The sequence below is a fragment of the Pedobacter nototheniae genome (assembly GCF_032678625.1).
GTDB lineage: Bacteria > Bacteroidota > Bacteroidia > Sphingobacteriales > Sphingobacteriaceae > Pedobacter > Pedobacter nototheniae_A.
In genome coordinates, this window is record NZ_JAVTSO010000004.1 from 85,746 (window position 1) to 111,235 (window position 25,490).

The 25,490-nt window shown below is 37.3% G+C and carries 18 protein-coding genes; 2 read left to right on the plus strand and 16 right to left on the minus strand.

Annotation, left to right across the window (positions count from 1 at the left end):
• Positions 1–7 precede the first annotated feature (7 nt).
• The 15 genes from R2Q77_RS13295 to spt all read right to left on the minus strand — a co-directional run bounded on the left by R2Q77_RS13295 (position 8) and on the right by spt (position 19,037).
• Positions 8–1,120 (minus strand): energy transducer TonB, encoded by a 1,113-nt coding sequence (locus R2Q77_RS13295; protein WP_316804212.1) that lies wholly within the window; start codon positions 1,118–1,120, stop codon positions 8–10.
• A gap of 1 nt (position 1,121) precedes the next feature.
• Entirely contained in the window at positions 1,122–1,490 is a 369-nt protein-coding gene (locus tag R2Q77_RS13300; RefSeq protein WP_316804213.1) for a BlaI/MecI/CopY family transcriptional regulator, read from the minus strand.
• Positions 1,491–1,597: 107 nt separating this feature from the next.
• Positions 1,598–3,106 carry an arylsulfatase gene (locus R2Q77_RS13305; protein WP_316804214.1) on the minus strand — a complete coding sequence of 503 codons (1,509 nt, stop codon included), beginning with the start codon at positions 3,104–3,106 and terminating at the stop codon, positions 1,598–1,600.
• Positions 3,107–3,177: 71 nt separating this feature from the next.
• Positions 3,178–5,235, minus strand: a complete 2,058-nt coding sequence (locus tag R2Q77_RS13310; protein ID WP_316804215.1) for a sulfatase-like hydrolase/transferase — start codon at positions 5,233–5,235, stop codon at positions 3,178–3,180.
• 178 nt (positions 5,236–5,413) lie between these two features.
• Positions 5,414–7,786 carry an ABC transporter permease gene (locus tag R2Q77_RS13315; protein WP_316804216.1) on the minus strand — a complete coding sequence of 791 codons (2,373 nt, stop codon included), beginning with the start codon at positions 7,784–7,786 and terminating at the stop codon, positions 5,414–5,416.
• 335 nt (positions 7,787–8,121) lie between these two features.
• Positions 8,122–9,063: a phosphatase PAP2 family protein gene (locus tag R2Q77_RS13320; RefSeq protein ID WP_316804217.1), complete on the minus strand. Its 942-nt coding sequence runs from the start codon at positions 9,061–9,063 to the stop codon at positions 8,122–8,124.
• 1 nt (position 9,064) lies between these two features.
• Positions 9,065–9,685, minus strand: coding sequence for a sterol desaturase family protein (locus R2Q77_RS13325; protein WP_316804218.1), 621 nt, complete (start codon positions 9,683–9,685; stop codon positions 9,065–9,067).
• A gap of 3 nt (positions 9,686–9,688) precedes the next feature.
• Positions 9,689–10,978: a DUF4833 domain-containing protein gene (locus R2Q77_RS13330; protein ID WP_316804219.1), complete on the minus strand. Its 1,290-nt coding sequence runs from the start codon at positions 10,976–10,978 to the stop codon at positions 9,689–9,691.
• Positions 10,979–10,987: 9 nt separating this feature from the next.
• Positions 10,988–13,543 (minus strand): DUF5686 and carboxypeptidase-like regulatory domain-containing protein, encoded by a 2,556-nt coding sequence (locus R2Q77_RS13335; RefSeq protein WP_316804220.1) that lies wholly within the window; start codon positions 13,541–13,543, stop codon positions 10,988–10,990.
• Positions 13,544–13,918, minus strand: a complete 375-nt coding sequence (locus R2Q77_RS13340; protein ID WP_316804221.1) for a GtrA family protein — start codon at positions 13,916–13,918, stop codon at positions 13,544–13,546. It abuts the gene before it with no gap.
• A 4-nt stretch (positions 13,919–13,922) separates the two neighbouring features.
• Complete coding sequence (locus R2Q77_RS13345; protein WP_316804222.1) at positions 13,923–14,378, minus strand: phosphatidylglycerophosphatase A; 456 nt, start codon at positions 14,376–14,378, stop codon at positions 13,923–13,925.
• Positions 14,378–15,700, minus strand: coding sequence for an inositol-3-phosphate synthase (locus R2Q77_RS13350; RefSeq protein WP_316804223.1), 1,323 nt, complete (start codon positions 15,698–15,700; stop codon positions 14,378–14,380). Before R2Q77_RS13350 ends, R2Q77_RS13345 begins: the two co-directional genes overlap by 1 nt.
• A 27-nt stretch (positions 15,701–15,727) precedes the next feature.
• The gene (locus R2Q77_RS13355; protein WP_316804224.1) at positions 15,728–16,717 is read right to left on the minus strand and encodes an NAD(P)-dependent oxidoreductase; all 990 of its coding nucleotides are present in this window, start codon (positions 16,715–16,717) and stop codon (positions 15,728–15,730) included.
• Positions 16,714–17,835: a hypothetical protein gene (locus R2Q77_RS13360; RefSeq protein ID WP_316804225.1), complete on the minus strand. Its 1,122-nt coding sequence runs from the start codon at positions 17,833–17,835 to the stop codon at positions 16,714–16,716. The genes R2Q77_RS13355 and R2Q77_RS13360 overlap by 4 nt, the downstream gene beginning before the upstream one ends.
• Entirely contained in the window at positions 17,832–19,037 is a 1,206-nt protein-coding gene (gene spt, locus R2Q77_RS13365; protein ID WP_316804226.1) for a serine palmitoyltransferase, read from the minus strand. The genes R2Q77_RS13360 and spt overlap by 4 nt, the downstream gene beginning before the upstream one ends.
• A gap of 578 nt (positions 19,038–19,615) precedes the next feature.
• Between spt and R2Q77_RS13370 the strand changes: the two genes are divergently transcribed.
• Together R2Q77_RS13370 and R2Q77_RS13375 are read left to right on the plus strand one after the other, a co-directional pair.
• Positions 19,616–20,521: a helix-turn-helix domain-containing protein gene (locus R2Q77_RS13370; RefSeq protein WP_316804227.1), complete on the plus strand. Its 906-nt coding sequence runs from the start codon at positions 19,616–19,618 to the stop codon at positions 20,519–20,521.
• Positions 20,522–20,746: 225 nt separating this feature from the next.
• On the plus strand, positions 20,747–21,751 hold the full coding sequence (locus R2Q77_RS13375; RefSeq protein ID WP_316804228.1) for a YncE family protein: 1,005 nt from the start codon (positions 20,747–20,749) through the stop codon (positions 21,749–21,751).
• A 659-nt stretch (positions 21,752–22,410) separates the two neighbouring features.
• Here R2Q77_RS13375 and R2Q77_RS13380 read toward each other — a convergent pair.
• Positions 22,411–25,446, minus strand: coding sequence for an efflux RND transporter permease subunit (locus R2Q77_RS13380; RefSeq protein ID WP_316804229.1), 3,036 nt, complete (start codon positions 25,444–25,446; stop codon positions 22,411–22,413).
• Positions 25,447–25,490: the final 44 nt, after the last annotated feature.

The window sequence follows — 25,490 nt, forward strand, 5'->3', positions numbered from 1 at the left end:
CTTAAAATTAAAAATTAAGTCCTATTTGATAGCTTGAACGAACAATCTGATTGTTTTGTATAGCCGGTTTCCATTTCGGACTCATTCTAATCATCCGCAATGCTTCTTCATCTTGAACATCACTTAAATGCTGCACAATTTTTTCGTTACGAACAGTTCCATCTAAATCTACTATAAAGCTAACGACAACCCTACCTTTTGCCTTGTTTACTTTAAGGGCTGATTTTTTTAAATAGGCCTCGAATGCTTGAAATCCACCCGGAAAAGAGGCCATTTTATCAGAAACACCTTTAACTATAGATTTATTAAAGCCTGCAGGTATTGACGATGATAATACAACGAGTAAAAAAAGTACCGGAACAACGAATAAATATTTAAATAGCATTGATTTTGATGACCTCCTTTTCTGCAACATGTTAACACGCATTTGCAGTTGAGTTTTGCCCGAAAATGCATTGGCTAAATCCGGACTTGCCTTAAATGTTTGGCAGAAAAGCATCATAGCATAATTTTTCTTACTTCCAGCTAATCTGGAGGCGTGCTCATCTGCTAAAAATTCATGCACATTTCTAATACTACGCTTATAGCTATAAATTATTGGATTAAACCAGTAAAAAACACCAATCATTTCCATGAGCAGCACATCAATGGTATGCAATTGTTTCGCATGGATAGATTCATGTTCATTAATTGCCTGATAGGATAAAAAACCAGGATCGATTACCTTAGTCCTCCAGAAAGTAAAAGCCAAACCTGGCACTGGTGGATTTATTAAAAACTTCTTAATGTGCATTAATTTCGTTAAAAACAAAAGACTGCTAATGGCCACACCCAACCAATATAGTATAAACAACCAGCGCATAGGATATTTAGCACTTTCTACAAAAACCTGATCTGCAATTTTAGAAGTAGAAATATAAACGGAGATTACATTAACCTGAACAGGAGCGATAACTTTGAAAACGGTGATAAATGGAATTAACATGGAAATTGCCAATGCAGAAAGCAGGTAGATTCTGTTTGCAATAAAAAAAGTGCTGTTTTTAAAGCACAACAAATAAAGCAGGTACAACGTAATCAAACATACATTAGACCAGATCAGGCACATTATAAACTGCATATTAATCTTTAATCTTATCTATCATTTTCAATATTTCGTCGGCATCTTTTAAATCTATTTTATTTTCTCGAATAAAAAAGGAGAACATATCCTGAACGGAATTAGAAAAATAATTACCTAAAAACTTATCCGCCTCATGGCGCATATATTCTTCTTTGCTAATAAGCGGATAATAGCGGTGGGTTTTACCGAAAGCTTCGTAAGCAATTACACCTTTACTTTCAAGGATTCTTATAATGGTAGAAACTGTACTGTATGCGGGCTTCGGTTCAGGAAGTTCGTGAACAATTTCTTTAACAAACGCTCTTTCCAGGCGCCAAAGTATTTGCATTAACTGTGCTTCAACCCTGGTTAAATCTTTAATATCCATAAACGTATTTGATGAGCAATAAATATACAACTAATAAATTAGCTACAACAACTAAACAACAAATAGTTATTACAAGAATTAAACCGAGTAATAGAATTTATGCAGGCTTATTTTTGAGTTTTCCCGATACTTATTTCGAGCAGCTTTTTAAGTTCTTCTACTTTTTCAGGGTATTTATCTGCCACATTATTTTTTTCTGAAACATCATCATTGAGGTTATAAAGTTGCGCCAACGGTAAGTTACCTGTTTCAATGCCAACTGCTTTATCATATGCCACACCTTTATTCGGTGTAATGTATTTCCAGCCATCTTTGATGATGGAAAGAGGTCCGCCCTGCAAAATCAATTCAGCTCTTCCTTTCCTGTCTTTACCTAAAAGCGCCTGTAACTGGTTTTCACTATCTTTTGCTTCGGTTAATTCAATCTGCTGATTAAGCATGGCGGCAAATGAACGGATAAGGTCTATTTGAGAGATCAGGGCGTTTGAAACTCCAGGTTTTACTTTTTGCCCCCAGTTTACAATAAAAGGCATTCTTGTACCACCTTCCAAAGCACTGTATTTCCCACCACGCAAAGTACCGGCAGGTGTATGTCCATTTAATTTTGTTACGGCATCGTCCTGATAACCATCATCCAATACCGGGCCGTTATCGCTGGTAAAAACAATGATGGTATTTTTTGCAATATCCTCTTTCTTTAACTGATCCATAAGTTGCCCAACCGTCCAATCCAACTGCAAAATAGCATCTCCTCTTGGCCCTAACCCACTTTTACCTTTAAACATAGTTGCTGGCATTCTTGGAACATGAGGTTCTGTTGTAGCAAAATAGAGAAAGAACGGAACATCCTTTTTCTCGGCAATAAAACCTTTGGCTTGTTCTAAAAATGTAAGCGAAAGCTCTTCATCTGTCCATCGGGCCATTTTTCCGCCAGCCATATAACCAATTCTACCAATGCCATTAACAATTGTATTATCGTGCCCCTGTCCGGGTGAGCTTTTCATTTTTAATAATTCTGGATGTTCTTTTCCTGTTGGATCATTGCCTACCCTATTTTTATAATCAACCGCAATAGGATCATTTTCTTCTAGTCCAATAACTTTATGATCTTTTAAAAAAACCGTCGGAACACGATCTGCCGTAGCCGGAAATATAAATGAGTAATCAAACCCCACTTCATTCGGGCCAGGTTTTATTTCTTTATTCCAGTCTTTTGTAACCTGATCTCCCAGGCCTAAATGCCATTTACCAATTATAGCCGTTTGATAACCCGCATTTTTAAATACCTTTGGTAAGGTTATTTCGTCTGTTGGAATAATCAGCGCGGCATCTCCAGGTAAAATACCGGTTCCCTTTTTACGCCAGGGGTAGTTTCCCGTCATCATTGCATATCGGGATGGAGTACAAGTTGCAGAAGTAGAATGTCCGTTGGTAAAACGCATACCGCTGGCCGCCAGTTTGTCTAAATTTGGTGTATTGATTTTTGTAGCACCGTAACAACTTAAATCGCCATAACCTAAATCATCAGCACAAATCAGGATTACATTTGGGTGCTTTTGTGCTACACTTTCCAAAAAACAAAGGGTTATAAAAAGGCTAAACAGGTATTTCATCATTAATAAATTATATTTGGTTGACTATGACTTTCGTTACTTAAAGCCTGTAAATTATGATTTTAATATGGGTCCTAATTAAATTGCCATAAAAATTGTTCTATAGGGAGTTGATTTCCGGCCACTCCAAATTTGATCTGCAAATCATTTTTAAAATCTTTATTTAAAGTATAAATTTTAACCGGATGAAACCCCTGCTCCAATACAACTTCGCGCTCCGTTTCTTTTCCTGTATAATTAAAGTCTGCATCCAGTATAGCCGCACTATGTAACCTTACAAAAGCCTTTTGGTTTCCTGTTAAAGTAAACACATATTTACCTGTTTTAGGCACCTTTAAATAAGCCGTAAATACAAAACACCCATCTTTTTTCACTTCATTAACCTGAAGCGAATTTGAATAGCCGGTTTGCGTGGCGTTCAAATCATCAGCCGCAATTACCCATGGAAAAGAACCTTCCACAAAGCGCCATTTCAAACCAGGTTTAGTTAGGCTACTTGGCACTACTGCCGGAATGGCTATTGAATCGTAGGGTCTTTTAGCATCGGCTAAGTTTGTTCTCACCTGAAGAACTTTATTCTTCATTATTAATTGTACATCAACATATCCATTTTTTTCGACAAGGTTATCGGTTTGTTTTGGATCTTTAATCACGTCGTAAATTTCAAAGTTATCGGTAGCAGATTTTATATTATAACGTACGCCAACCAAATCTCCAAAACGAATCATTTGCATTTGCCCGCGTTTTCTACCTTGCCTGTCTTTTTCAAATGCATCAAATTTTGGAGTATTGCCACCTTCAAAATATTCAGAATATACCAGGCTTTCTTTCTGATTTCCATTTTTCAAAAGTGATGGAAGTAAAGAAACTCCATCTGTTTTTGCGGGAGCAGCTATTTTAGCCGCATCTGCAAAAGTAGCGAGCCAATCTGATAGCATAGAAGGTGTGGTAACTACACTGCCCCGACGGATGTGTTTGCTCCATTGTGCAATAACAGGCATGCGCATCCCTCCTTCCCAACAATCGCGTTTTATACCATCAAAGGGGCCATAACTGCTAAAAAAAGTTGGCAAATTTGGAACATAGTTTTTAGGCAGATAAGATTCTATAGATGGTCCGTTATCTGATGAAAACACAATTAATGTATTGTCATTAATTTTTAAGTCTTTAAGCAGTTTTAAAAGGTCGCCCACGGCCTCATCAATTCTTCTTACTGCAGTTGCATAACGCTTGTATGTATCTGGCCACGGAATTTCCGGGGTTACAGGATTGTGGTCATCATCGTAAGTTGCATTTGCATAATCCGGGTGAATATAAGAATCAACCTCACCGGAAGCCGTGTTGATCATATGGCCTGATTGCCCCAGCCATTTAAGCCCTCCATTTACCCCGCCACCCTTCGGATAACCTTGCGTTGGCAATTCCAAAACCGCATGAGGTGCATCGTAGGCCAAATACATAAAAAATGGATCAGATTTATTTTTACTGCCTTCAAATTTTGTAATCCAATCCTTTGCTTTCGCCGTCCACAAATCTGTAGTATAACACTTTGCATAATCTGTTGATACTTCATTATAATTAGCCCAGATTTCTTTTTTACCTCTGTAAACACCTTCTACAGGGTAATGTTCATGTCCATCGGCATGTCGCATATAACCAAAATAATCATCAAAACCTCTTTTTAAAGGATGAGCTGGCCAGTTGGGTTTTTGCTTTTCGTCATCGCCCTGCAGGCCCCACTTTCCAATAGCTGTAGTGCGGTAACCAGCCTGTTTTAATACCGTGGCAGTGGTATGATTATTCTCCAGTGCTTTATCAAATTGATTATCCCTTACATTTGCATTTCCTTGATTAACACCCGTTAGCAAAGATGCCCTTGAGGGTGCGCAAACAGGTGCATTGGCATATTGTTGTGTTAAAATAGCTCCATTTGCAGCCATTTTATCCAGTTGGGGACTGAGTTCAAAAGGCAATGCTTTGTTCCCTGAAAGTTTACGCTGGTTTTGAAAAAATATGCCAACATCACCGTAACCCAAATCATCAACTAAAATGAAAATGATATTTGGTTTTTGCTGCGCATAGGTTGTTGCAAAGCAAACCCATAAAAGGACAGAGAAAATTACTTTTTTCATGAAGGTTGTTTGAACTTCAATATTAAGTAATTTGTAGTTATGCCTGCGTAAAACTTTGTTTACTTAATTTACAGCCCATTGCGCAAGCGTGCTTCCTCGCTTGACAAATAAATCAATTAAAAATTTCCTTAACAGAGGCCTTGGTAAAAGCCTCTGTTATTCTAATGCCATAGTAGAACTACTCGTATTTCAGTGCATCAACAGGATTGGCTTTTGCTGCTTTATAAGCCTGAAAACTAACTGTTAAAAATGCAATGATTGTTGTGCCTGCTATGGATATTATTATAATTGAAAAGGATATGGTGGTTCTAAATTCAAAACCTGTGAGCCACTTGTTCATCAGGTAATAAGCTAAAGGTACGCCAATACATGCTGCAACAAATACCATTTTTAGGAAGGAAACTGAAAGCAGGTTCATGATGTTACCAACTGAAGCGCCCAATACCCGACGCACGCCAAACTCTTTAGTACGCTGTTCGGCACTGTAAGCAACCAAGCCATAAAGCCCCATACAGGAAATAAATATGGCAATACCTCCAAACAGATTGGCCAGAAAACCCAGGATTTTTTCTGATTGCAATTTTTTAGTGTACAAATCATTCACAAAATTGATTTGTACAGGATAAGTTGGATTGATCTTTTTGGCAACACTTGAGATTAACTCAACATTTTTGCTTAAACTATTGGCTGGATTTAGACGCAGGTTGATGTTGCCACCTTCATTTTTACTGTAATTAATAACCATCGGGCGCCCTGAATAAAAAGGAGAATCCCAAATAAAATCTTTAAAAACACCGATTACTTTTAACTGGCTCCCAAAAAGGTTTACACTGGTGCCTAACGGGTTTTTGAGATTCATCATTTTTATTGCAGTGCTGCTCAATAAAATTGCTGCAGTATCAGAAGCAAAATCTTTGGAGAAATCGCGCCCTTCCAATAGTTGAACACCACTTGTTTTGGCAAAATCATACTTGGTTTGCAAACGGCTAAAAACAATTTCCTTACCCTTTTCTTCCATCCCATCCCATTTCAATCCATAAAACCAATTGCTAACACCAGTCATACCCTGCGAAGTTTGATTAACGGCGATAACTGCCCCTGTTTTTAGCGCTTCAGTTTTAAATAATTCAAACTTGTTAAACAACTCGCCATCCTGAGGCATTTCAGCAAGTAAATTCATGTTGTATCCTGCCGATTTATTTTTTATAAACTGCATTTGTTTATAAATGACCAGCGTAGCAATGATGAGCATAATAGCAAAGCAAAACTGAGTTACAACCAGCACTTGCCTAAGGCTTACCGGAATAAGTTTAGTTCGGGCGGTTTGCTTTTTTAAGGTTTGAATAGGTTTAAAAGCTGAAAGAAATAAAGCAGGATAAATACCAGACAAAAGTCCGGTTAACAAGGCTACAGCCAAAATGCCGAGCCAATAGCCAACATTGGTATAACCAATTTCAATATCAATTGCCAAGAGGTTATTAAATACAGGTAAGCTGGCTTCAACGATCATAGAGGCAATTATGGCTGCAATAGTCGTTAACACCATGGCCTCGGTTAGAAACTGTATAACCAAAGAATTTCTTGTTGCCCCTATTGTTTTTTTAATGGCCACTTCCTTTGCCCTACGCTCTGATTTGGCGGTGGCCATATTCATAAAATTAATACAGGCCACAAGTAAAATACCAAAAGCCAGCGCAACAAAAAGATAAACCCGTTCAATATTTCCACCCACACTTTTGCCATTTAAAAATTCGCCATACAAATGTTGATCAGCAAATGGATATAAAAAATTTTCAGCTTTTTCATTCTTATAATTTTCGTTGAACAGCTTTTTTACCTTGGCATTAATCAGGTTTATATTTGTCGGATTATTAACCCTTGCCATTGCTAAAAAATTAAAATTGCCCCAACCCGGATTTTTCAGATAAGCGTTTATACTTTCAAAAAAAGACCAGGGCATTAAATAATCAAACCTGAGTGAGGTGTTGGCCGGAAAATCTTTAATTACTCCTGTAACCTTTAAATCGAATGCATCTTTATACCGCACTGTTTTGTTCAGCACATCTGTACTCCCAAATAAAAGCTTTGCAGTTTGTGCAGTTAGTATAATAGAGTTGGGTGCGTTAAGCGCAGTTGTTGGATTACCAACGATAAAATCATAGTTAAAAACTTTCAGTACTTCCGGATCAGCAAAAAAATCCATCTTTTTAAATACCGATTCTTTATTGGCAATAAGCGACTGATCGCCACCACCCATCCTTGCAATTACATCTATTTCGGGAACTTTAGCCTTTATAGCCATTGCTATTCCATCGCCCGGCGAGCCACCGGTACTGGTGACTTTTCCGTTTGCATCCTGAAAATTGGTCATTACCTGATAAATTTTATCCGAATCTTTAAAGTGACGGTCAAAATTCATTTCATATCTAACATACAAAAGCAAGAGTAAACAAGCTGATAAACCAATTGCTAAACCAATAATATTAATAACAGAAGAGGTTTTATTTCTCCAGAGATTACGCAAAGCTATTTTTAAGTTGAGTTTGAACATGGCAATAACGATTTATAACTAACTATGATTAGCATCCAGAGCACTAAGTTTATGCCAATTACAAAAAACTGCTTATTCAACTGTTTATAAGCTATTTAATACGCAAATCGTTTATAAAATTGTTCATTAACGAACGGTAAGTGTACAATATTGAACGATTGAAATTAATTTAAATACAGCTTACCGAGATGAGTTTTCTTATCGATGATAAAAAAGAAAATATTCAGCGTTGCATCCTTAAGTTTTGTTTATTTCGTTACCCAAAGAAGTAAAACTCCGCCGACAACGGATCATCTACATTCTTCTCTCCAGAATTTTGAATTCAGTATAAAGTTTTAAGCAGAAATGTTTTTAATCAAGTTATTACAAAACTGTTTAACCGGTGTTCGTTTAATTAAAAAATTAAAAGTTATAATCCCAATTGTGGCACAGGTAATGCCTGCAGCAACATCAAGAATATAATGGTGGCTGGTGTACACTGCCGAAAACCAAATACCAATCATTACCGTAAAAAAGAAAATGTTTACTGCACCTAACTTATTTTTTAAGCCGTAATAAAGTACAATTACCGGATAAGAGGAATGTAATGATGGCATTGCTGCAAAAACGTTAGAACCTTTACTGTATATCCCCTGAAAGAGTGTGGTATTAAAATAATGATCGAACCTAACCAAACCCGCTGTATTACCAGGTGTTTTAGCAATAAAGTTAAAGCCATGCTCCTGCACATACCATGGCGGTGCTGCCGGAAAAGCATAATAAACGACAAAGCCTAAAAGGTTTACCCAAACAAAAGTAAGGGCAAAATATACAAACTGCTTCCGATTATAAAAGAATAAATAAGTGGCAAATGCCAGCGGTACAGGCACCCACATCAGGTAAAAAAAGCCTGTTATTACATCCAGGGAGGCGATACTGTTTAGCTTCCAATATTCGTTGGGTGTAAGAATGAGCTGGTGAAAATGGATTCCGAATAATTTTTTCTCTAATTCGTAAAGGCTTTGGATATGAACTTCGCTAAAAAGATAATTTGGGAAGGCTTTCATGTAATCGTACAAAATCCAGTAAACGATGAAGATGGAAAAGCCTGTAATAAACTTCCGGGTTCCTTTTGATAAATAAAAAAGACTGTTAAAAATAAACACCAATACCAGCTGATCTATTTTGAAGCCAACAAGTAAGGCAGACAGCAAAATATATCCGATAGAAATTGAAGCTGTTAAATAAACATCTCTCCACTTAAAAAACCCTTCCTTTAACTCAATTTCATGCTGCATATTATTTTTTGTCAAAATTTGATCTGAAAATATGGTCCCAAAAAGTCCAGCTTACCCCGTAACCTTTTGTAGAATCTGAATAATGGTGGAGCATATGGTGCTGTTTCAGCCTTTTCCAAAACCCGCTTTTAAAATTAGCATGGTGTAAGGCATAATGAACCATATCGTAAAATAAATATCCGATCATAAAACCTGCAAAGAAAGGATAAACCCTGCTTTCAGGCAAAAGCCAGTCGAAAAGAAAATAAAAGCCAAGTGCCATCGGAATACTAGCGGATGGAGGCATTACCAGCCTTTTATTATCATTCGGATAATCGTGGTGTACTCCGTGAAATATAAAGTGAATCTTTTTACCCCACTCAACAGTTGGCTCGAAATGGAATACGTAGCGATGCAGTATATACTCTGTAATGGTCCAAATGCCTAAACCAATCAAAAACCAAATGGCGAAAGTCTGCAAAGGCATTTCGATCAGAAAAAGTGCTTTCCAGAAAAGAAATGCGATTACCGGAATATAAACAATCAAAGGCACATAATACCTTACCTTAGATAAGCTTTCGAGGAAATCATTTTTAAACATCCGGATGGATGCTGATGAATTTGAGACAAAATTCCTTTTCATAATTTAAACTTTAATACGCTCAACAAGCAATTTAGAAGGATCGGCCGCATCATAACCTTTTAATTCTACATATTTTACATTCGGTAACCAAAATGTGCCGCCTTCAATTCTTAAAAAGATACGTTCGATCTGCATTTTTTTATTGTTTACGGTTACGTAAACGTGGTATTTTTTATCAATTGCAGATTTATTAAGGTACATTGGCAGTTTTTTATGGGAGGTAAAGCGGAGTTCGAACTGCCCGTTCCCAAGTGATTTGCTTAAAATACCATATGCAAATTTTCTTTGAATGTAGCCCAGTTCCTTTTTTTCGCCGTTATCTCCATACCGCATCCAAAACACATTTATAGGCTCATTTTCATTCACTTCTCCATGCTTATCAACGTTTAACTGGCAAATAATTGTATTGGTATTGGGATCACGCTGCAAGTAAAACAGTTGGTTGCTAATGCCTTTAGGTGTAGGAAAAGTAATTGGCGAAGGATCACTGTTTTGCGCAACAGCCTTAAAGCCAGAAATGCTAAAACTACCAAAAATAAGCAAAAACCCAATAATCAGCGCTGCTTTATTCCGCGAAATACGTTCTGCCTTTTCTTGTGCCTCTAATCCCTTTTTGGCTTCGAGCAGGCGCTTAACTGCGGTGATATTGGTTAACAAAGCCATAATGGTAATGGGCAATGTAAAAATGGTCATGGTTTCAAAAATATGAAAGGATATACCCGGTGCATAAATTTTATAATCGCCGCCAATAAAATGACTGCTTACACCACAGGCAATGGCAAAAACACCAATGGTAACCACACGTTCAGGACGCTGCATTAAACCACCCTTACATTCTACGCCTAAGCCTTCTGCACGTGCCCTTGTATAACTTACCATCATAGAGCCAATTAATGCAATAAATGCAAATAACGAACTTAAAAAGTAATGGTGTGCGATTAAATAATAACAAATACCCAGGAACATAATCATTTCGCTGTAACGGTCTAAAACCGAATCGTAAAGGGCACCAAATTTAGAACTCATATTACCCAGTCGCGCTACCTGCCCATCCAGCATATCAAAAAGCCCGGCAAAAAGAACCAATGCACCACCCCAGCCAATATAGGAAAGGTCGCCACGGTTGGATTTCTCGGCTCCAAGTACAAAAATAACTGCTACACCAATATTTAAAATTAAACCTATAGTGGTTACCGCATTAGGCGTTAAACCTATTTTAATTAATCCCTTTACAAAAGGATTAATGACTTTGTATATGCCTTGTTGCAGGCTGTCTCTAAATTTTGCTTTCATAAAGTAGTTTTAAAAATCAAGTTTTATCCTTGCCCGGATGCCCCATTCAGAAACTTCTGGATGGTTTAGGTAGTTAAATCTTTTAACCAGATCAACCCTTAAAAATTTAAAAATATTGCCTACACCCACACTACCTTCCATATAGGGGTCGTTACCCAATGCATAGGTCCTAACCGAACCATTTTCGTAAACTGGCAATTGGTACAGTCCTGGGTTATAAGCCGGATTATTTTCGTTCCTCAAGCCGCCATAAAGTGCTTTAAAAGAAACCACCTCTCTAAGTTTTAACTTTTTAAGTAAAGGCAGTTTATTAAAAAAGAACCCATTAAAATTATGGTCGATGTTAATGCTCACATAATGATCACTTACAAATTCCAGAAAATTCATCAGGTTGTACGAATTAAGCTGGTAAGCATAAGTTTGGTTGGCCCGGTGAATGTCCAATAGTGGAAACGGTACTTTTCCGGCAATATAACCGCCCTCAAAAGTTACATCGCTATAGCCTAACTGCGAAAGATAAAAACGCTTATCAATACTGCCCATCAGGCTATGGTAATTGTATTCGCCACCTAAAACACCTTTTAAGCCTGCGGTATATTTTAAATTAAAAACCGGATAACGATCGGCAATTGGTGAGCGGTAAATTTTACCTTGAATAAACTTTTCATTGGGTGCGTAACGCAATTGTACCGAAACCTCGCTCGTTGTTAAACGATCTACTAAACCGCCTGTAGAAGTTTGATAGTAAAGACCTCCAGCCGGCGTTTGGCTCCATTTTTTTAATCCTATGCTATAAGAAAAATGGTTTTCAAATTCTTTAACATAATCAACACGGTAAAAATCATTGTACAGTAACATATCATTTACCCCTCTTTTAAAGGATAGCAAAAAATTATCTTCCTGCACAAACTGTAGCTCTTGTCCGGGTATTTTGGTATCGCGCTGAAAGCTTGCCCTCACGTAATTTTGAGGAAACTCATAAATAGATTTGTTGTTAAGCGAATACGTTGCTGAAAGGAAAAATTTCCACTTTTCATCCTTAAAACCGTAAGCCGCATAATTTTCGAAATAATAACGTTTGCTGAGTTGAGGGGTGGTACGACCGCCCAACCGCAAACGTAAGCCTTCTACATTATTAAAACTGTAAAAGGTATTTACCGGACCTATTTCGTAAGGGCCTAAATCCTGATAGCCTGCAAATAGAAGGGTAACAATTTTCATTGTCCTTTTAAAAGATGGCAGGTTTTGCAGCGTATCTATATTGTGGTAAATTTTAAGCTGATCTTTGGAAATGCTATCCAACCTGTTTTGTTGCCAAAAAAGATCACTTTTCTTAGCGGCATCAGCTAAAATAACTGTATTTTTTCCTTTTAAAAGTGTATCCGGCAACGGCGTATCGTATTGATAAGCTTTAAATGTTACGGTACGTTCGCCGGTAAAGCCCAGGCCTTTTGTTTTACCAATGCCAAAATCGGCAAGCAAATTACTTTTGCTTAAACTGTATTTCCCTTTAGCATTTGGCTCAAAATCAAGATCGATTTTTAAAGCCCTTACAAAGTTTAAGTTTATATTTTTATTTACACTCATGGCTACACCCGTAACGGCATAATGGCTGTCGTTGGTTACATAAATCCTTCCTTCAAACAACATATCGTTCGTGTTGCGTGGCGTAAAAGAAAGTTCAATGAGCTGAGGTTTCTGGTTTTTTAAGGTATCGGTAATAAAAAATTTATAAAATGCCGGTGCACCATCTGCTACAGGACTCAAAAACTCATTGCTCATAACTGAAATGTTGTTTTTATAAATATCAATGTCCTGGTACATGCGGTCGAAATAAGTTTTCATTCCTTTATTATCGATATAACGATTGTCAAATTCAACTTGTTTTTCGGCAACGACTACCGTTTTGTTTTTTTCAGGGAATTTACTGTAGTAATTATCAGAAAGCTTCTCCTGTATATAAATTGGCAAAAGGTTTTTACCTCCAATTAATGTCGAATCCTGCTCCTGAAAAAGAAACTGATAGTTTCTAAATATCTTTTTATTTTTAAATTTATCCGATACGTTGCTTAAGGAGAACAGCATTTTCTCGTATTGCCTGTACGATATTGTATTGTAACTTTTAATTCGGTTTTCTTCTTTATGTGCTATAACCTGCCTGATGAGTTCTACTGCAGGATTATCTTTATTTCGGTATTTTACCTTTTTGCCGGCAACGATAACTACCTCGTCAAGCGATTTGGCATCGGGTTTTAAGTTTACATCAATCTGTTGGGTTGTACCTGGTATAACTGTTTTTACCAGCACCTGATAACCTACATAATTAAAACTTAAAGCACTTTGAGCCTCGTTACTGCTGATGCTGTAGTTTCCATTTAAATCGGTTTGTGTACCAATTTTGGTTCCGTTAAAAAATACCGAAACATAAGGCAATGTTTCTTTTGTTGCTGCATCACGGACGGTTCCTGAGATAGCTGTTTTTTGGGCAAAAATACTCCCGCTTAACATTACATTAAGGACCACAAATAAAAAGGTTCGGAATGAAAAAATATATTGACGTTTCATTTAACGGATAAAAATAAACTGCTTTTGCATGATGTAATTGTAGGTTGTACCCATTATAACAGATGCCAGTACCTTTGAGAGCACATAATTTAAATTAAAGAAGTGTGTTAATACATATACGCCGGTTGTTACCAGCAATAAATTGCCCAGCCAAACAATTATGTACTTAACAATTTGTGCTTTTATGTTTTCGGAAGTTGCTGAAAAAACCCATTTTCTATTTACAGTAAAATTGAAAATACCACCAGCCACTGTTCCTGCAATACTTGCGGCAAGGTACCATAAGCTTAAAAGGTTTACACCTGCAATGGTGACCAAAAAATCAATCAGCGAAGCCATTACCGACGATGCCTGTGCCTTTAGATAAGTAATCATATGGCTATACTAATTTGAGCACGATAACAAGCTGAAGAATTAAATTGGCGTACACCCCTGCTAAAATATCATCAGCCATAACGCCCCAGCCGCCTGGCAAGGCTTCTAAACGGCGTATAAATAATGGTTTCAGGATGTCGAAAAACCTGAAAAGGATTAATCCTAAAAGGATATACTCCCATTTTACCGGCACCCACAACAAAGTGATACACATACCGGCAATTTCATCAATTACAACCCTTCCATGGTCTTTCCCCCAAATTGCTTCTACTTTATTTGCACTTATTATGCCCTGAATAACCAATATAACCGTTATTACAACTGCCAATATATGCGGGTAATGATAACCGGTTTGGAAAAGGTACCAGCAGGCACAGGCAGCAATAGCAGCGAAAGTACCTGCACCCTTACCAATGTACCCAATTCCCAAACCGGTTGATATGATTTTATGAAATAGCACTATGCCGTTTCTAATTCTTCTTCATAATCCTGACCTAAATGCGTGATTAGATCTTCACCCATAATGTAGCGTAAGGTATTTTGAAGTTTCATTAACTGTTTAAAAATGTCATGTTCTGCATTTAATCCAGGTAAAGTTTGTGGCGATTTTAAATAGAAAGATAACCACTCCTGAATGCCTGACATATTTGAACGTTTTGCTAAATCAATAAATAAAGCTAAATCAAGCACAATTGGTGCAGCTAAAATTGAATCGCGGCATAAGAAATTAATTTTAATCTGCATTTTATAACCCAACCAGCCAAAAATGTCGATGTTGTCCCAGCTTTCTTTATTATCACCGTGAGGCGGGTAATAGTTGATGCGAATTTTGTGGTACATGTCACCATATAAATCCGGGTTAGATTCTGGTTTAAAAATTTCATCCAATACACTTAACTTAGAAACTTCTTTAGTTTTAAAGTTATCCGGATCATCTAATACTAAACCATCTCTGTTGCCTAAAATATTATCAGAGAACCAGCCATTAACGCCTAAAGCACGTGCACTTAAACCTGGCGCTAAAATGGTTTTCATTAATGTTTGTCCGGTTTTAAAATCTTTTCCGGCAATTGGTGTATTGGTTTCTTTAGCCAGCTCTAAAAGTGCGGGAATATCAACTGTTAAGTTAGGTGCACCATTTGCAAAGGGAACACCCAGTTTAAGCGCTGCATAAGCATAAATCATACTTGGTGCAATGCGTTTATCATTGTCTTTTAAACCTTGCTCAAAAGCTGCAAGTGTTTCGTGTACTTCAGAAGGTTCAAAATAAATTTCAGTAGAACCACACCATACCATTACTAAACGGTCGCAATTATTTTCTGCCTTGAAGTTTTCAATATCAGCAATAACAGCTTGTGCCAGTTCGTAACGATTTTCTATATCCTTAACAAATTTGCCATCAAGGTTTTTTACATAGTCTTTATCAAATGCCGCACGCATGGGCTTAATGGCCTGCAGCTCTTCGCGTACATCGCGTAATAAATTTGCATCTAATACCCTTGCATTAAGTGCCGCTTCATAAACATTATCTTCATATACATCCCAACCACCAAAAACCAGGTCTTCAAGGTTAGCCAAAGGCACAAAATCCTTAATCTTAGGTTGCTTATTTTCGGTTCTTTTACCTATGCGGATGGTTCCCATTTGGGTTAACGAACCAATAGGCTTAGACAAACCTTTTTTAATAGCAGCTACACCGGCAATCATGGTAGTCGCTACCGCCCCAAGTCCAGGCATTAATATACCCAGTTTACCCTCAGCTGATTTTACTTGTTCTTTCATTTTACTTTATTTTAACTGTCTAATTATTTATAACCAATTGTTGTTCTTATACCATTTTATGGTTTCACCAAGCCCCTCTTCAAGCTGGTATTCGGGTATAAAACCAAGATCTTTTTCTAAATTTTCAATATTTACCGCCCAATTTACTGCGGTGAGTTCTTTAATTTTATCTACGTTTAAAGCAGGTATTTTGCTAAATAGCCCATAACTGCGTTCTAAAACCCAGGCCAATCCCTTAATCATTTTAACAGGCACATTTAACGTAAAGGTTTTCTTACCTAATGCTTTTCGCGCATAATTTGCCAAGGCCGATCGATCATAAATTAAGCCATCAGAAATGTTGTAGGTTTTATTCACCACGGTTGATCCCAATGCTTTTACTATCGTTCGCGCCAGGTCAGTTACATACACAAAACTGAGCTGTTGCTCTGTATCACCGATGTAAAGTTCTAAGCCCGAGCTTATGCTTTTAAGCAGGATGAAAATATCTTTTTCACGCGGCCCGTAAACTGCTGTCGGACGAAATATGATTAGCGGTAATGCTTTAATCTGGTTCAGGTAAGTTTCGGCAAGGGCTTTACTTATTCCGTAATTTGTTACCGGATTAGAAGAACTGCTATCCAGCAATTCGCCATTCTTTTCTTTTAAAGGACCAATTGCGGCCAGGCTGCTTACAAATACAAATTTTTCTATTTTATGTGTTGCTATCGAAGCTGCTACTGCCAGGTTGCGTGTATAAACAGCATTAATATGCAGGTATTCCTGTAAGTTTTTAGCCTTTGTTATTGCTGCAGCATGAATAATGTAATGGTATTTTTTCTCTTCAATATCTCTTTTTAAAAGATACATAGATTCAAAATCCAGTTCTACATAGTTAATGTCTAAATTTTTAAGGTGATCCTTTGAACTCGATCTTCGGATGCTTGCATAAACTTCCATACCGGATGCCAGTGCCGATTCTATTAAATGGTAACCTACAAATCCAGTTGCTCCAGTAATTAATACCCGCTTTTTCATATCGATTTTTCGAGGATCCGGTATTTCCGGTAAAGTTTTCCACCGATGTCTTCTATCGGCTTATTAATCATATCATTATGATCAAGCGTCCAGCTGGCCTCTGCATACTGCATCTTTTTAGCACTAAAACTTTTAATGATATTTCCGTATAAACAGGCTTCTATGCCCATTTTGCGATAACCATCAATCACACCAAGCAATAAAATACGTATACCGTTTATTTTCTTTTTATTCATCAACAGTTTTAAAAGCCCTGTTGGAAATAAGCGTCCTTTTTTTATCTTAATTAAAATCTGGTTAATGTCTGGAATAGCCAATGCAAAACCCACTATTTTCCCATGTTGCTCGGCAATAATGCAGAAGTCAGGATCCAGGATCATTTTTAAATCCTTTGCTGTATAATTAAATTCCTTATCTGTCATCGGCACAAAACCAAGGTTTTTATCCCAGGCCTTGTTGTATACTTCCCGAATTGCATCACACTCCTGCTGAAAATTTTTCATGTTAATTTTGCGGATAATGATGCTATTTCTTTGTAACCGTTCCTCGATTTTATTTAATAAACCAACAGATCGTTCGCTATAATTTCCAGCGGTGTATCGGTATGCCCTTAAATCAACATTTTTATTAAAACCAATTTGCTCTAAAAGTGGCAGGTAGTAAGCTGCATTATATGGCATCATGGCTACTGGCGGCCCGTCGAAACCTTCTATTAAAAGTCCGCAAACCTCGTTGGTAGAGAAATTAACAGGACCTAAAATTTTTGTTAAGCCTTTTTTAGTAAGCCAGTCCTCTACAGCCGTCATTAATAACTGAGCCACTTCGGCATCATTTATACAATCGAAAAAGCCAAAAAAACCTTCCTTTACCTCATATATTTTATTGTGGTTAGTGTTGTTTATGGCTGCAATACGCCCAACCACTTTATCGTTATCGTAAGCTAAAAAAAGCTGAATTTCAGAATGATCATAGAAAGGATGTTTACCTGGAGTAAGCAAATCGCGTTGTGCTATAAAAAGCTCAGGCACATAATTCACATCATCCGCGTATAATGCATGCGGAAAATCAATAAATGCTTTAAGGTCTTTTTTGCCACTAACTTCTACTGTTCTTTTCATGATTGCGTACCTACAAGGTTTGAGTTAACGGTTTTAAATGCCTCACTTAATTTTTCAATAGCAGTTTCTATTTGCTCAAAACTGTGTGTTGCCATTAGTGAAAAACGAATTAAAGAAGAATCAGAAGGTACTGCAGGTGAAACCACCGGATTTACAAATACTCCATTTTGCTGCAGAATATTGGTAATCATAAAAGTTTTGGTATTGTCTCTGATGTAAACCGGTATAATCGGACTGTTGGAGTGCCCGATATCAAAACCTGCTTGTAACAATAATTTCTTAGCATATTCTGTGTTTTGCCAAAGCTTATCGATGCGTTCGGGTTCTGATTCTATAATATCCAGGGCAGCAATAACACTGGCAACTGCCGATGGTGGCATACTTGCACTAAACATTAATGAACGTGCGCGGTGTTTAATAAATTCAATGGTTTCTGCGTCTCCGGCAATAAAACCGCCTAAAGATGCGAGCGACTTGCTAAAAGTGCCCATAATTAAATCTACCTTATTATTGAGGTTAAAATGAGAGGCCGTACCTGAGCCGTTAAAACCGATAACACCCAAACTGTGTGCATCATCCATCATAATATTGGCACCAAATTCATCCGCAATTTTCACCATTTCAGGAAGGTTTACCAAATCGCCTTCCATGCTAAAAATCCCATCAGAAACAATCAGTTTTGCCGCATCTTCTGGCAATCTGCTCAGTTTCCTGCGCAAATCCTCCATATCGTTGTGGGCATATTTTATGGTTCGGGAAAATGACAAACGGCTTCCATCTATAATCGAAGCATGGTCGTATTCATCCAGAATGAGGTAATCGTTCCGATCCAGTAAACAGGATATTACCCCCAGGTTAACCTGAAAGCCCGTACTAAAAAGTACGGCGGCTTCTTTACCTACATATTCGGCTAAACGGCTTTCCAGGTGCAAATGAATATCCAGTGAACCATTTAAAAACCTTGATCCGGCACAGCCAGTGCCATATTTATCGATTGCCTTTTTAGAGGCTTCTTTAATTTTAGGGTGGTTAGTTAAACCTAAGTATGAGTTTGAGCCAAACATCAATACTTTTTGCCCATTAATGACTACTTCAGTATCCTGAGCTGATTCAATTGATCTGAAATAAGGATATAATCCTTTTTCCTTGATAATCGAAGCATCTTTAAATGAAGCAATTCTATCTTGTAATTTTTTACGCATCCCAGTGCAGTTATTCGGCAGAGCCCTATTAAATTCTATCCGGAAAGTTGGCTTTCCCCCTTAAAACCAAGATCATTTTCATTGAATTGAGCCAACTAAAGCTGGTAACAGTAATTAAATGATTTGATTATGCAATTTTAACGCGGGTTGAGGTTCAAAAAAAGGTTTAAATGTGGGAAATATTGGTCAAAAAGGTGGATTGCTGAAATGTGACATTTAGATGAATTGACCTTCTGACCTCCTGACTTATTATTTAAAATGGTAAAATTTAAAAATTAAATTTAGAAAAACCCTTATTTCTACGTAAATTACAGCATAAAAGAAATAAAACTCTACAAAACAACAACTTATGCGAAACGAAAAAGTTAATCAAAATTAAAAAATGCATCAACGTTTAGTCATTTTAAAAAATTGCTATTTTATAATTTACAACAAATATTACATTTGTTTTTGAGGAAAAATAACAGGTAAAAGGAGTAGGATTTTGTGGCTAAAACGGTGCTTTTTAAAGTCTTGAAAAAGTATAAAAAGTAGAAGTTAAATCTGTTAAAAAATGGTTACGAATCACAAATAATTTTATGCAACAACATCTAATTAACATGCCCGGTACGCTTAAAAATTTCGATGAAAAATCATTTTTGAATGAGGATTTAAACGTTACACGGCACGACGGACAAATCCCCAGGCCTTGCAATGAACCTTTCAGGGCAGCTTCATACTCACTTATTTTAATTTTAAAAGGAAAGCTTAACCTAAAAACCAATTTTGTTTCCGACAGTCTGAAAGAGCGGGATATTGTATTTGTTTTTCCGGGCTCAATACATGAAATTGAACAACAGGAACAGGTTTCTTTTGTAAGGATTGGATTTAATGGCGAATACCTGAAAAAACAAGGCGTATTTTTAAGCAGCGCAGAGAGTTACAGATTATTCCGTGAGCATTCTACACACAAGTTTTCCTTATCTAAGGAAGAGTTTAATGACATTTTAAATGATATCCTGGCCTTACAAAAAAAACTAAAACTACCCGCCAACACACCTTATATTAAGGATATTATCCGCAACAGCTTTTTAGAAATATTGTATGATATATTTTTGATTAACAATAAAAGAAAAACATTTATTCCGATTAAACACGATAGTAAATCCGAGCTTACTACTCGTTTTTTAACGTTACTTTCGGAAAACTTCCGAAAAGAAAAAAGGGTTCAGTTTTATGCTGATGCTTTATGCATTACTTCCAGGCATTTATCGCAGGTTGTAAAACAGGTTACCGACAGAACTGCCGGAGAACTGATTGATGAAGTGGTTATTGGTGAGGCTAAAATTCTTTTAACCGGGCACATTTTAAATGTTTCTGAAGTTTCTGAAGCGCTTAATTTCAGTAATTCTTCGTTTTTTGGAAAGTATTTTAAGAAAAACACAGGCTTCTCCCCTTCTGAATACAAAATGGCCAACAACATTGCCCAAACGCCTCCATTTTAGCCCAATCTTAAAAAAGCTGCATCATAAGCATAATTTCTCTCGAATTCTGTTATGCAACAGAACAGGTTTATATTTGTGATACTGCTTTTGCTGATTAGAATTTTAGCACTTCTGTAACGGATTTGAGTATGGTATTTACCGAGTGCTCAAAGGCAGGATATTGCGTAAATAATTAATCTTCAGGATTGCTACAGAGTGTTTTGTTTTATTTAAGAAAAAAACTTCATGAAAAACAAAATTCTAAGTATTGTAGTCCTTTCTGCATTAAGTTTTTCTGTATTTGCACAACAGAAAAGTGGTTTACGTATTCTTGGTGTACATAAGATTAACAGTGATGGCGGCTGGGACTATTTAAACGTAGACCAAAAAAATAAAAATATTTTCATTTCACATGGCAACCAGGTTAATATTCTGAATAGTAAAGGCGATTCTGTAGGGATAATTGCAAACACGCCGGGTGTGCACGGAATTACATTTGCAAATACCTTAAACAAAGGTTATACCAGCAATGGCAAAGATGCCTCCTGCACAATTTTCAACCTAAAAACATTTGCTGTTTTAGGGCATATTGCTGTAGGACAGAATCCTGATGCTTCATTTTATGATGATTTCTCAGGAAAGGTAATTGTATTTAATGGTAAAAGTAAGGATGCAAGCATTATTAATCCGCAAAATGACCAGGTCATTGCAACCGTTCCGCTGGGTGGTAAACCCGAAGCTGGCGTATCTGATGGGAAAGGCAAAATTTACGTTAATATAGAAGACACTAACGAAATTGTATGTTTTGATGCGGTTAATTTTAAAATATTAGCCAGGTATAATCTTCCTGGCGGAGAAGAACCTTCAGGGCTTGCCATTGACCGTTTGACGTCGAGATTATTTACAGTTTGCTCCAATAAAAAAATGCTTATCCTGGACGCAAAATCAGGCAAACTGATTACATCTCTACCCATAGGCGAAGAATGTGATGGGGTTGTTTTTGATCCGGCTACTCAAACAGCTTACAGTGCTAATGGAGAAGGAAACATCACCGTTGTAAAAGAAATTTCAGCAGATAAATTTGTAGTTCAGGAAACCATAAAAACAGCTACTGGTGCAAGAACAATTGCAATGGATTATAATCTTCATCGTTTGTTTTTACCTACTGCAGACCTTGAAAAAGCAACTATTTCAGGACAACGTCCAAAAAGAATTCCGGGAACGTTTAGGATTTTGGAACTGGGTAAATAAAATTGTTTAACCTTCTGTCATTCTGAGCGTAGCGAAACCAATCAACCTTTGTCATTCTGAGTGCAACGAAGAATCTCTCTATCTGTACATCTTCTAAAGAGATCCTTCCTTTGTCAGGATGACAAATTGGGGTTGAAAATTTTACCTTCTGTCATTCTGAGCGCAGCAAAACCAATCAATCTTTGTCATTCTGAGTGCAACGAAGAATCTCTCTATTTGCACAGCCGATAATGAGATCCTTCCTTCGTCAGGAGGACAAATTGGGGTTTAAAACTTTAACGTTCTGTCATTCTGAGCGCAGCAAAACCAATCAACCTTTGTCATTCTGAGCGTAGCGAAGAATCTCTCTATTTGCACAGCTGCTAATGAGATCCTTCCTTCGTCAGGAGGACAAATTGGGGTTTAAAACTTTAACGTTCTGTCATTCTGAGGGCAGCAAAACCAATCAACCTTTGTCATTCTGAGCGTAGCGAAGAATCTCTCTATCTGAACATCTGTTAATGAGATTGTTCCTTCGTCAGGAGGACAAATTGGGGTTTAAAACTTTAACGTTTTGTCATTCTGAGCGTAGCGAAGAATCTCTCTATTTGCACAGCCGCTAATGAGATCCTTCCTTCGTCAGGAGGACAGGAAATCATATTTAGTGCAGGACGAAAAAACTAAAGTACATACGTATTAAAATAGAATTTCCTGATTAAACTTGGTAATGCAATTAATAGTAAAGGCAGTGCTACAATAAATCCTCCGATTACTGCAATAGCAAGTGGCTGATGTAACTGCGCGCCTGCCCCTATACCTAAAGCTAAGGGTGTAAGGGCAATAATGGCCCCAAGTGCCGTCATTAATTTGGGCCTTAGCCGGGTTGAAATTGCATAAGTAATGGCTTCATCTACCGTTTTATCCTGTAGGGATTCTTTAAACTGGAGAAAGGTAAAAATTGCGTTTTCACCTATAATGCCTACAATCATAATCAAGCCGGTATAACTGCCAACGTTTAAAGGCGTATGGGTTAAAAAGAGAGCAAGATAACTCCCTGAAATCCCCAAAACGGAAATCAATAAGATTAAAAATGCAATTTTGAAATCCTTAAACAAGAACAGAATTACACTGAACACCAGTAAACTTGAGGCGATTAGAATAGTCAGCAATTCAGAAAAAGATTGTTGTTGTTCTTTGTAAGCACCTCCATATTCAACATGGTAGCCCGAAGGCAGATTAACTTTGGCATTAACCGCGGTTTTAATGTCTTTCATAACACTACCTAAATCTCTGTTATCCAAGCGGGCGGTTATAACACCAATTGTTTGCAGGTTTTCACGCTGTACTTCTGCACTACCGGATTTTAACTCCACTTTAGCTAAATTCTGGATAGGTACCGTTGTTCCGTCTGGTAAAAATATTTTTAAATTATTAATATCCGAAACGGCAAATTTCCGGCTTCCGGCATACACCATACGGATAGGTGAAAGTTGTTGTTTATCATATAAATCGCCAATCACATTTCCTTGCATAGCCGTTTGCAATTGAGTTTGAAAGGCTGCAGGCGTAATTCCATATTGAGCCAGCATAGTAAAGTTTGGCTGAATGCCAACTGTTGGCCCTGAAAGCACAATTCCGTTAAAAACATCAGCCGTTCCATTCACTTTTGAAAGAATAGCAGCTATTTGCTTAGATAACTCCTGTAATTTTTGCTGATCGTTTCCATAAACCTTAACCTCAATTGGCTGGGTTGAGCTCATTAAATCTCCAAGCATGTCTCCTATTACCTGGCCAAAATCGATCACTAAAGCTGGCTGAGTACGTTCTATCTGCGTTCTGATTGTTGAAATAACCTCGTCTGTACTTTTACTTCGGTTTGGTTTTAGCTGAATCAGATAATCGCCGGTATTGGGTTCCGTAATAAAAAAACCCATTTGTGTTCCTGTTCTTCGCGAATATGCCTGTACATCTGGAATTTTGACCAGTTGTTTTTCTACTTCCCGGAGCATACGGTCGGTTTCTTCTAAAGAAGTTCCTGGAGGAGAAGCATAATCTAAAACAATACTTCCTTCATCCATTTCGGGTAAAAATCCGGTTTCGAGCCTGGGGAAAATCAATACAATTGAAACAAGGAGTAAAAGCATAAAACCAAACGTAAAATATGGCCTCTGGATAAAATAAGGCACCCATTTTTGGGTTTTAACTTCATGTACGATTTCTGTTTTACCTAAATTTTTGTTTTTTGATTTTGGTGTAAGCATTAAATAAATTACAGGCAAACCTATCCAGGTTACAAAAAATGAACATACCAGGGTAATAATCATGGTATTGGTCATTACCTGAAAATACGAACCGGCTACCCCAGTCATTAAGATAAAAGGAACAAAAATTACGATTGTACTAATAGAGGAGCCGAGCATAGCGGGGAAAAGATAAGCTACCGCTTTGCTTAATAATCTTACCGTTGGTACTTCGGGGTGTTCTTCGTGTGTACGGTGAATTTGCTCCACCACCACAATTGCATCATCAATAATTAAACCTATGGCGGCGGCAATTGCGCCTAAAGTCATAATGTTTAGCGAATAACCAATTACATACAGCACAATTACAGTTAAGCAAAGGGTAACCGGAATGGTAATGAGTATGGTTGCACTGGCTTTTAATGACCGAAGGAAAATAATGGCAACCACAATGGCTAATGCCAAACCTATCCACAAACTGTCTCTCACGCTTTTAACAGATTCGTTTACAAAATCTGCCTGTACGTAATATGGTTTTATGCTTACACCTGATGGCAAAAGATGCTGAAGTTGAGAAATTTTAACTTCCATTTGGCTGGAAAGATCGACCAGGTTTGCATTGGGTTGTTTAATTACCGCAATCAAAATTCCATCTTTACCATTCGCATTAATGCGTGTATATTCAACACTTTGCTGAATGTTTACTTTTGCAATATCATTAACCTTTATAACCCTGTTGCCTTTTCTAATTAAAACCAGTTCTTCCAGATCATTTTTGGTTTTAACGGTGGCATCGGTTACAGAAAGGTATAAAAAGTTGTGATCGGAAAGATAACCATTTGATTTTATAAAATTTGTTTGCGCCAATGCGTTACTCACCTGGTCGGGAGAAATGCCTAAGGACTGCATTTTCTGAATATCCAGTTCGAGCCAGAATTCTTTATTTTTACCGCCTATTACCCGAATCTCGGAAACACCTGCCACCTGTGAAAGGAAAGGTTTTACGGTGTAAGTTGCTATTTTTTTAAGTTCTACCGGAGAATAGTTGTGACTTTCTAAACTGTATCCGCTTACCGGAAGAATAGATGGATTCATTTTTTCTACGGAGATGTTTACGCCTGGTGGTAAGGAAGCGCTGATTTTAGCAATTTGAGATTCAATACGCTGCTGACTTAAATCTATATTTGCACCAGGATTCATAAAGGCTGAAAGTTCGCAACTCCCTCTACTGGTGGTACTTCTAACCAACTGGAGATCGGGAACTTGCTTTACCGCATTTTCTAATGGGCGGGTAACCTTAACCACCATTTTATCAACAGGTTGCAGTTCTGCATCGGCGATAATTTTAATCTTTGGAAAAGTAATTTCAGGGAAAAGCCCGGTTTTAAGTTGCTGAAAGGAATAAATTCCTCCAACAATAATAATTACCAGCACAGCCAGAATTGGATTTTTATGTGAAATAAAAAAGTTTTTCATCTGCTTAAAATGTAAGTTGGATGATGGTAAATGGATCCGCTATC

Coding starts and splice junctions, on each gene's coding strand:
- R2Q77_RS13295 (WP_316804212.1), bottom strand. CDS start 1,120: ATGCAGTTTATAATGTGCCTGATCTGGTCTAATGTATGTTTGATTACG.
- R2Q77_RS13300 (WP_316804213.1), bottom strand. CDS start 1,490: ATGGATATTAAAGATTTAACCAGGGTTGAAGCACAGTTAATGCAAATA.
- R2Q77_RS13305 (WP_316804214.1), bottom strand. CDS start 3,106: ATGATGAAATACCTGTTTAGCCTTTTTATAACCCTTTGTTTTTTGGAA.
- R2Q77_RS13310 (WP_316804215.1), bottom strand. CDS start 5,235: ATGAAAAAAGTAATTTTCTCTGTCCTTTTATGGGTTTGCTTTGCAACA.
- R2Q77_RS13315 (WP_316804216.1), bottom strand. CDS start 7,786: ATGTTCAAACTCAACTTAAAAATAGCTTTGCGTAATCTCTGGAGAAAT.
- R2Q77_RS13320 (WP_316804217.1), bottom strand. CDS start 9,063: ATGCAGCATGAAATTGAGTTAAAGGAAGGGTTTTTTAAGTGGAGAGAT.
- R2Q77_RS13325 (WP_316804218.1), bottom strand. CDS start 9,685: ATGAAAAGGAATTTTGTCTCAAATTCATCAGCATCCATCCGGATGTTT.
- R2Q77_RS13330 (WP_316804219.1), bottom strand. CDS start 10,978: ATGAAAGCAAAATTTAGAGACAGCCTGCAACAAGGCATATACAAAGTC.
- R2Q77_RS13335 (WP_316804220.1), bottom strand. CDS start 13,543: ATGAAACGTCAATATATTTTTTCATTCCGAACCTTTTTATTTGTGGTC.
- R2Q77_RS13340 (WP_316804221.1), bottom strand. CDS start 13,918: ATGATTACTTATCTAAAGGCACAGGCATCGTCGGTAATGGCTTCGCTG.
- R2Q77_RS13350 (WP_316804223.1), bottom strand. CDS start 15,700: ATGAAAGAACAAGTAAAATCAGCTGAGGGTAAACTGGGTATATTAATG.
- R2Q77_RS13355 (WP_316804224.1), bottom strand. CDS start 16,717: ATGAAAAAGCGGGTATTAATTACTGGAGCAACTGGATTTGTAGGTTAC.
- R2Q77_RS13360 (WP_316804225.1), bottom strand. CDS start 17,835: ATGAAAAGAACAGTAGAAGTTAGTGGCAAAAAAGACCTTAAAGCATTT.
- spt (WP_316804226.1), bottom strand. CDS start 19,037: ATGCGTAAAAAATTACAAGATAGAATTGCTTCATTTAAAGATGCTTCG.
- R2Q77_RS13370 (WP_316804227.1), top strand. CDS start 19,616: ATGCAACAACATCTAATTAACATGCCCGGTACGCTTAAAAATTTCGAT.
- R2Q77_RS13375 (WP_316804228.1), top strand. CDS start 20,747: ATGAAAAACAAAATTCTAAGTATTGTAGTCCTTTCTGCATTAAGTTTT.
- R2Q77_RS13380 (WP_316804229.1), bottom strand. CDS start 25,446: ATGAAAAACTTTTTTATTTCACATAAAAATCCAATTCTGGCTGTGCTG.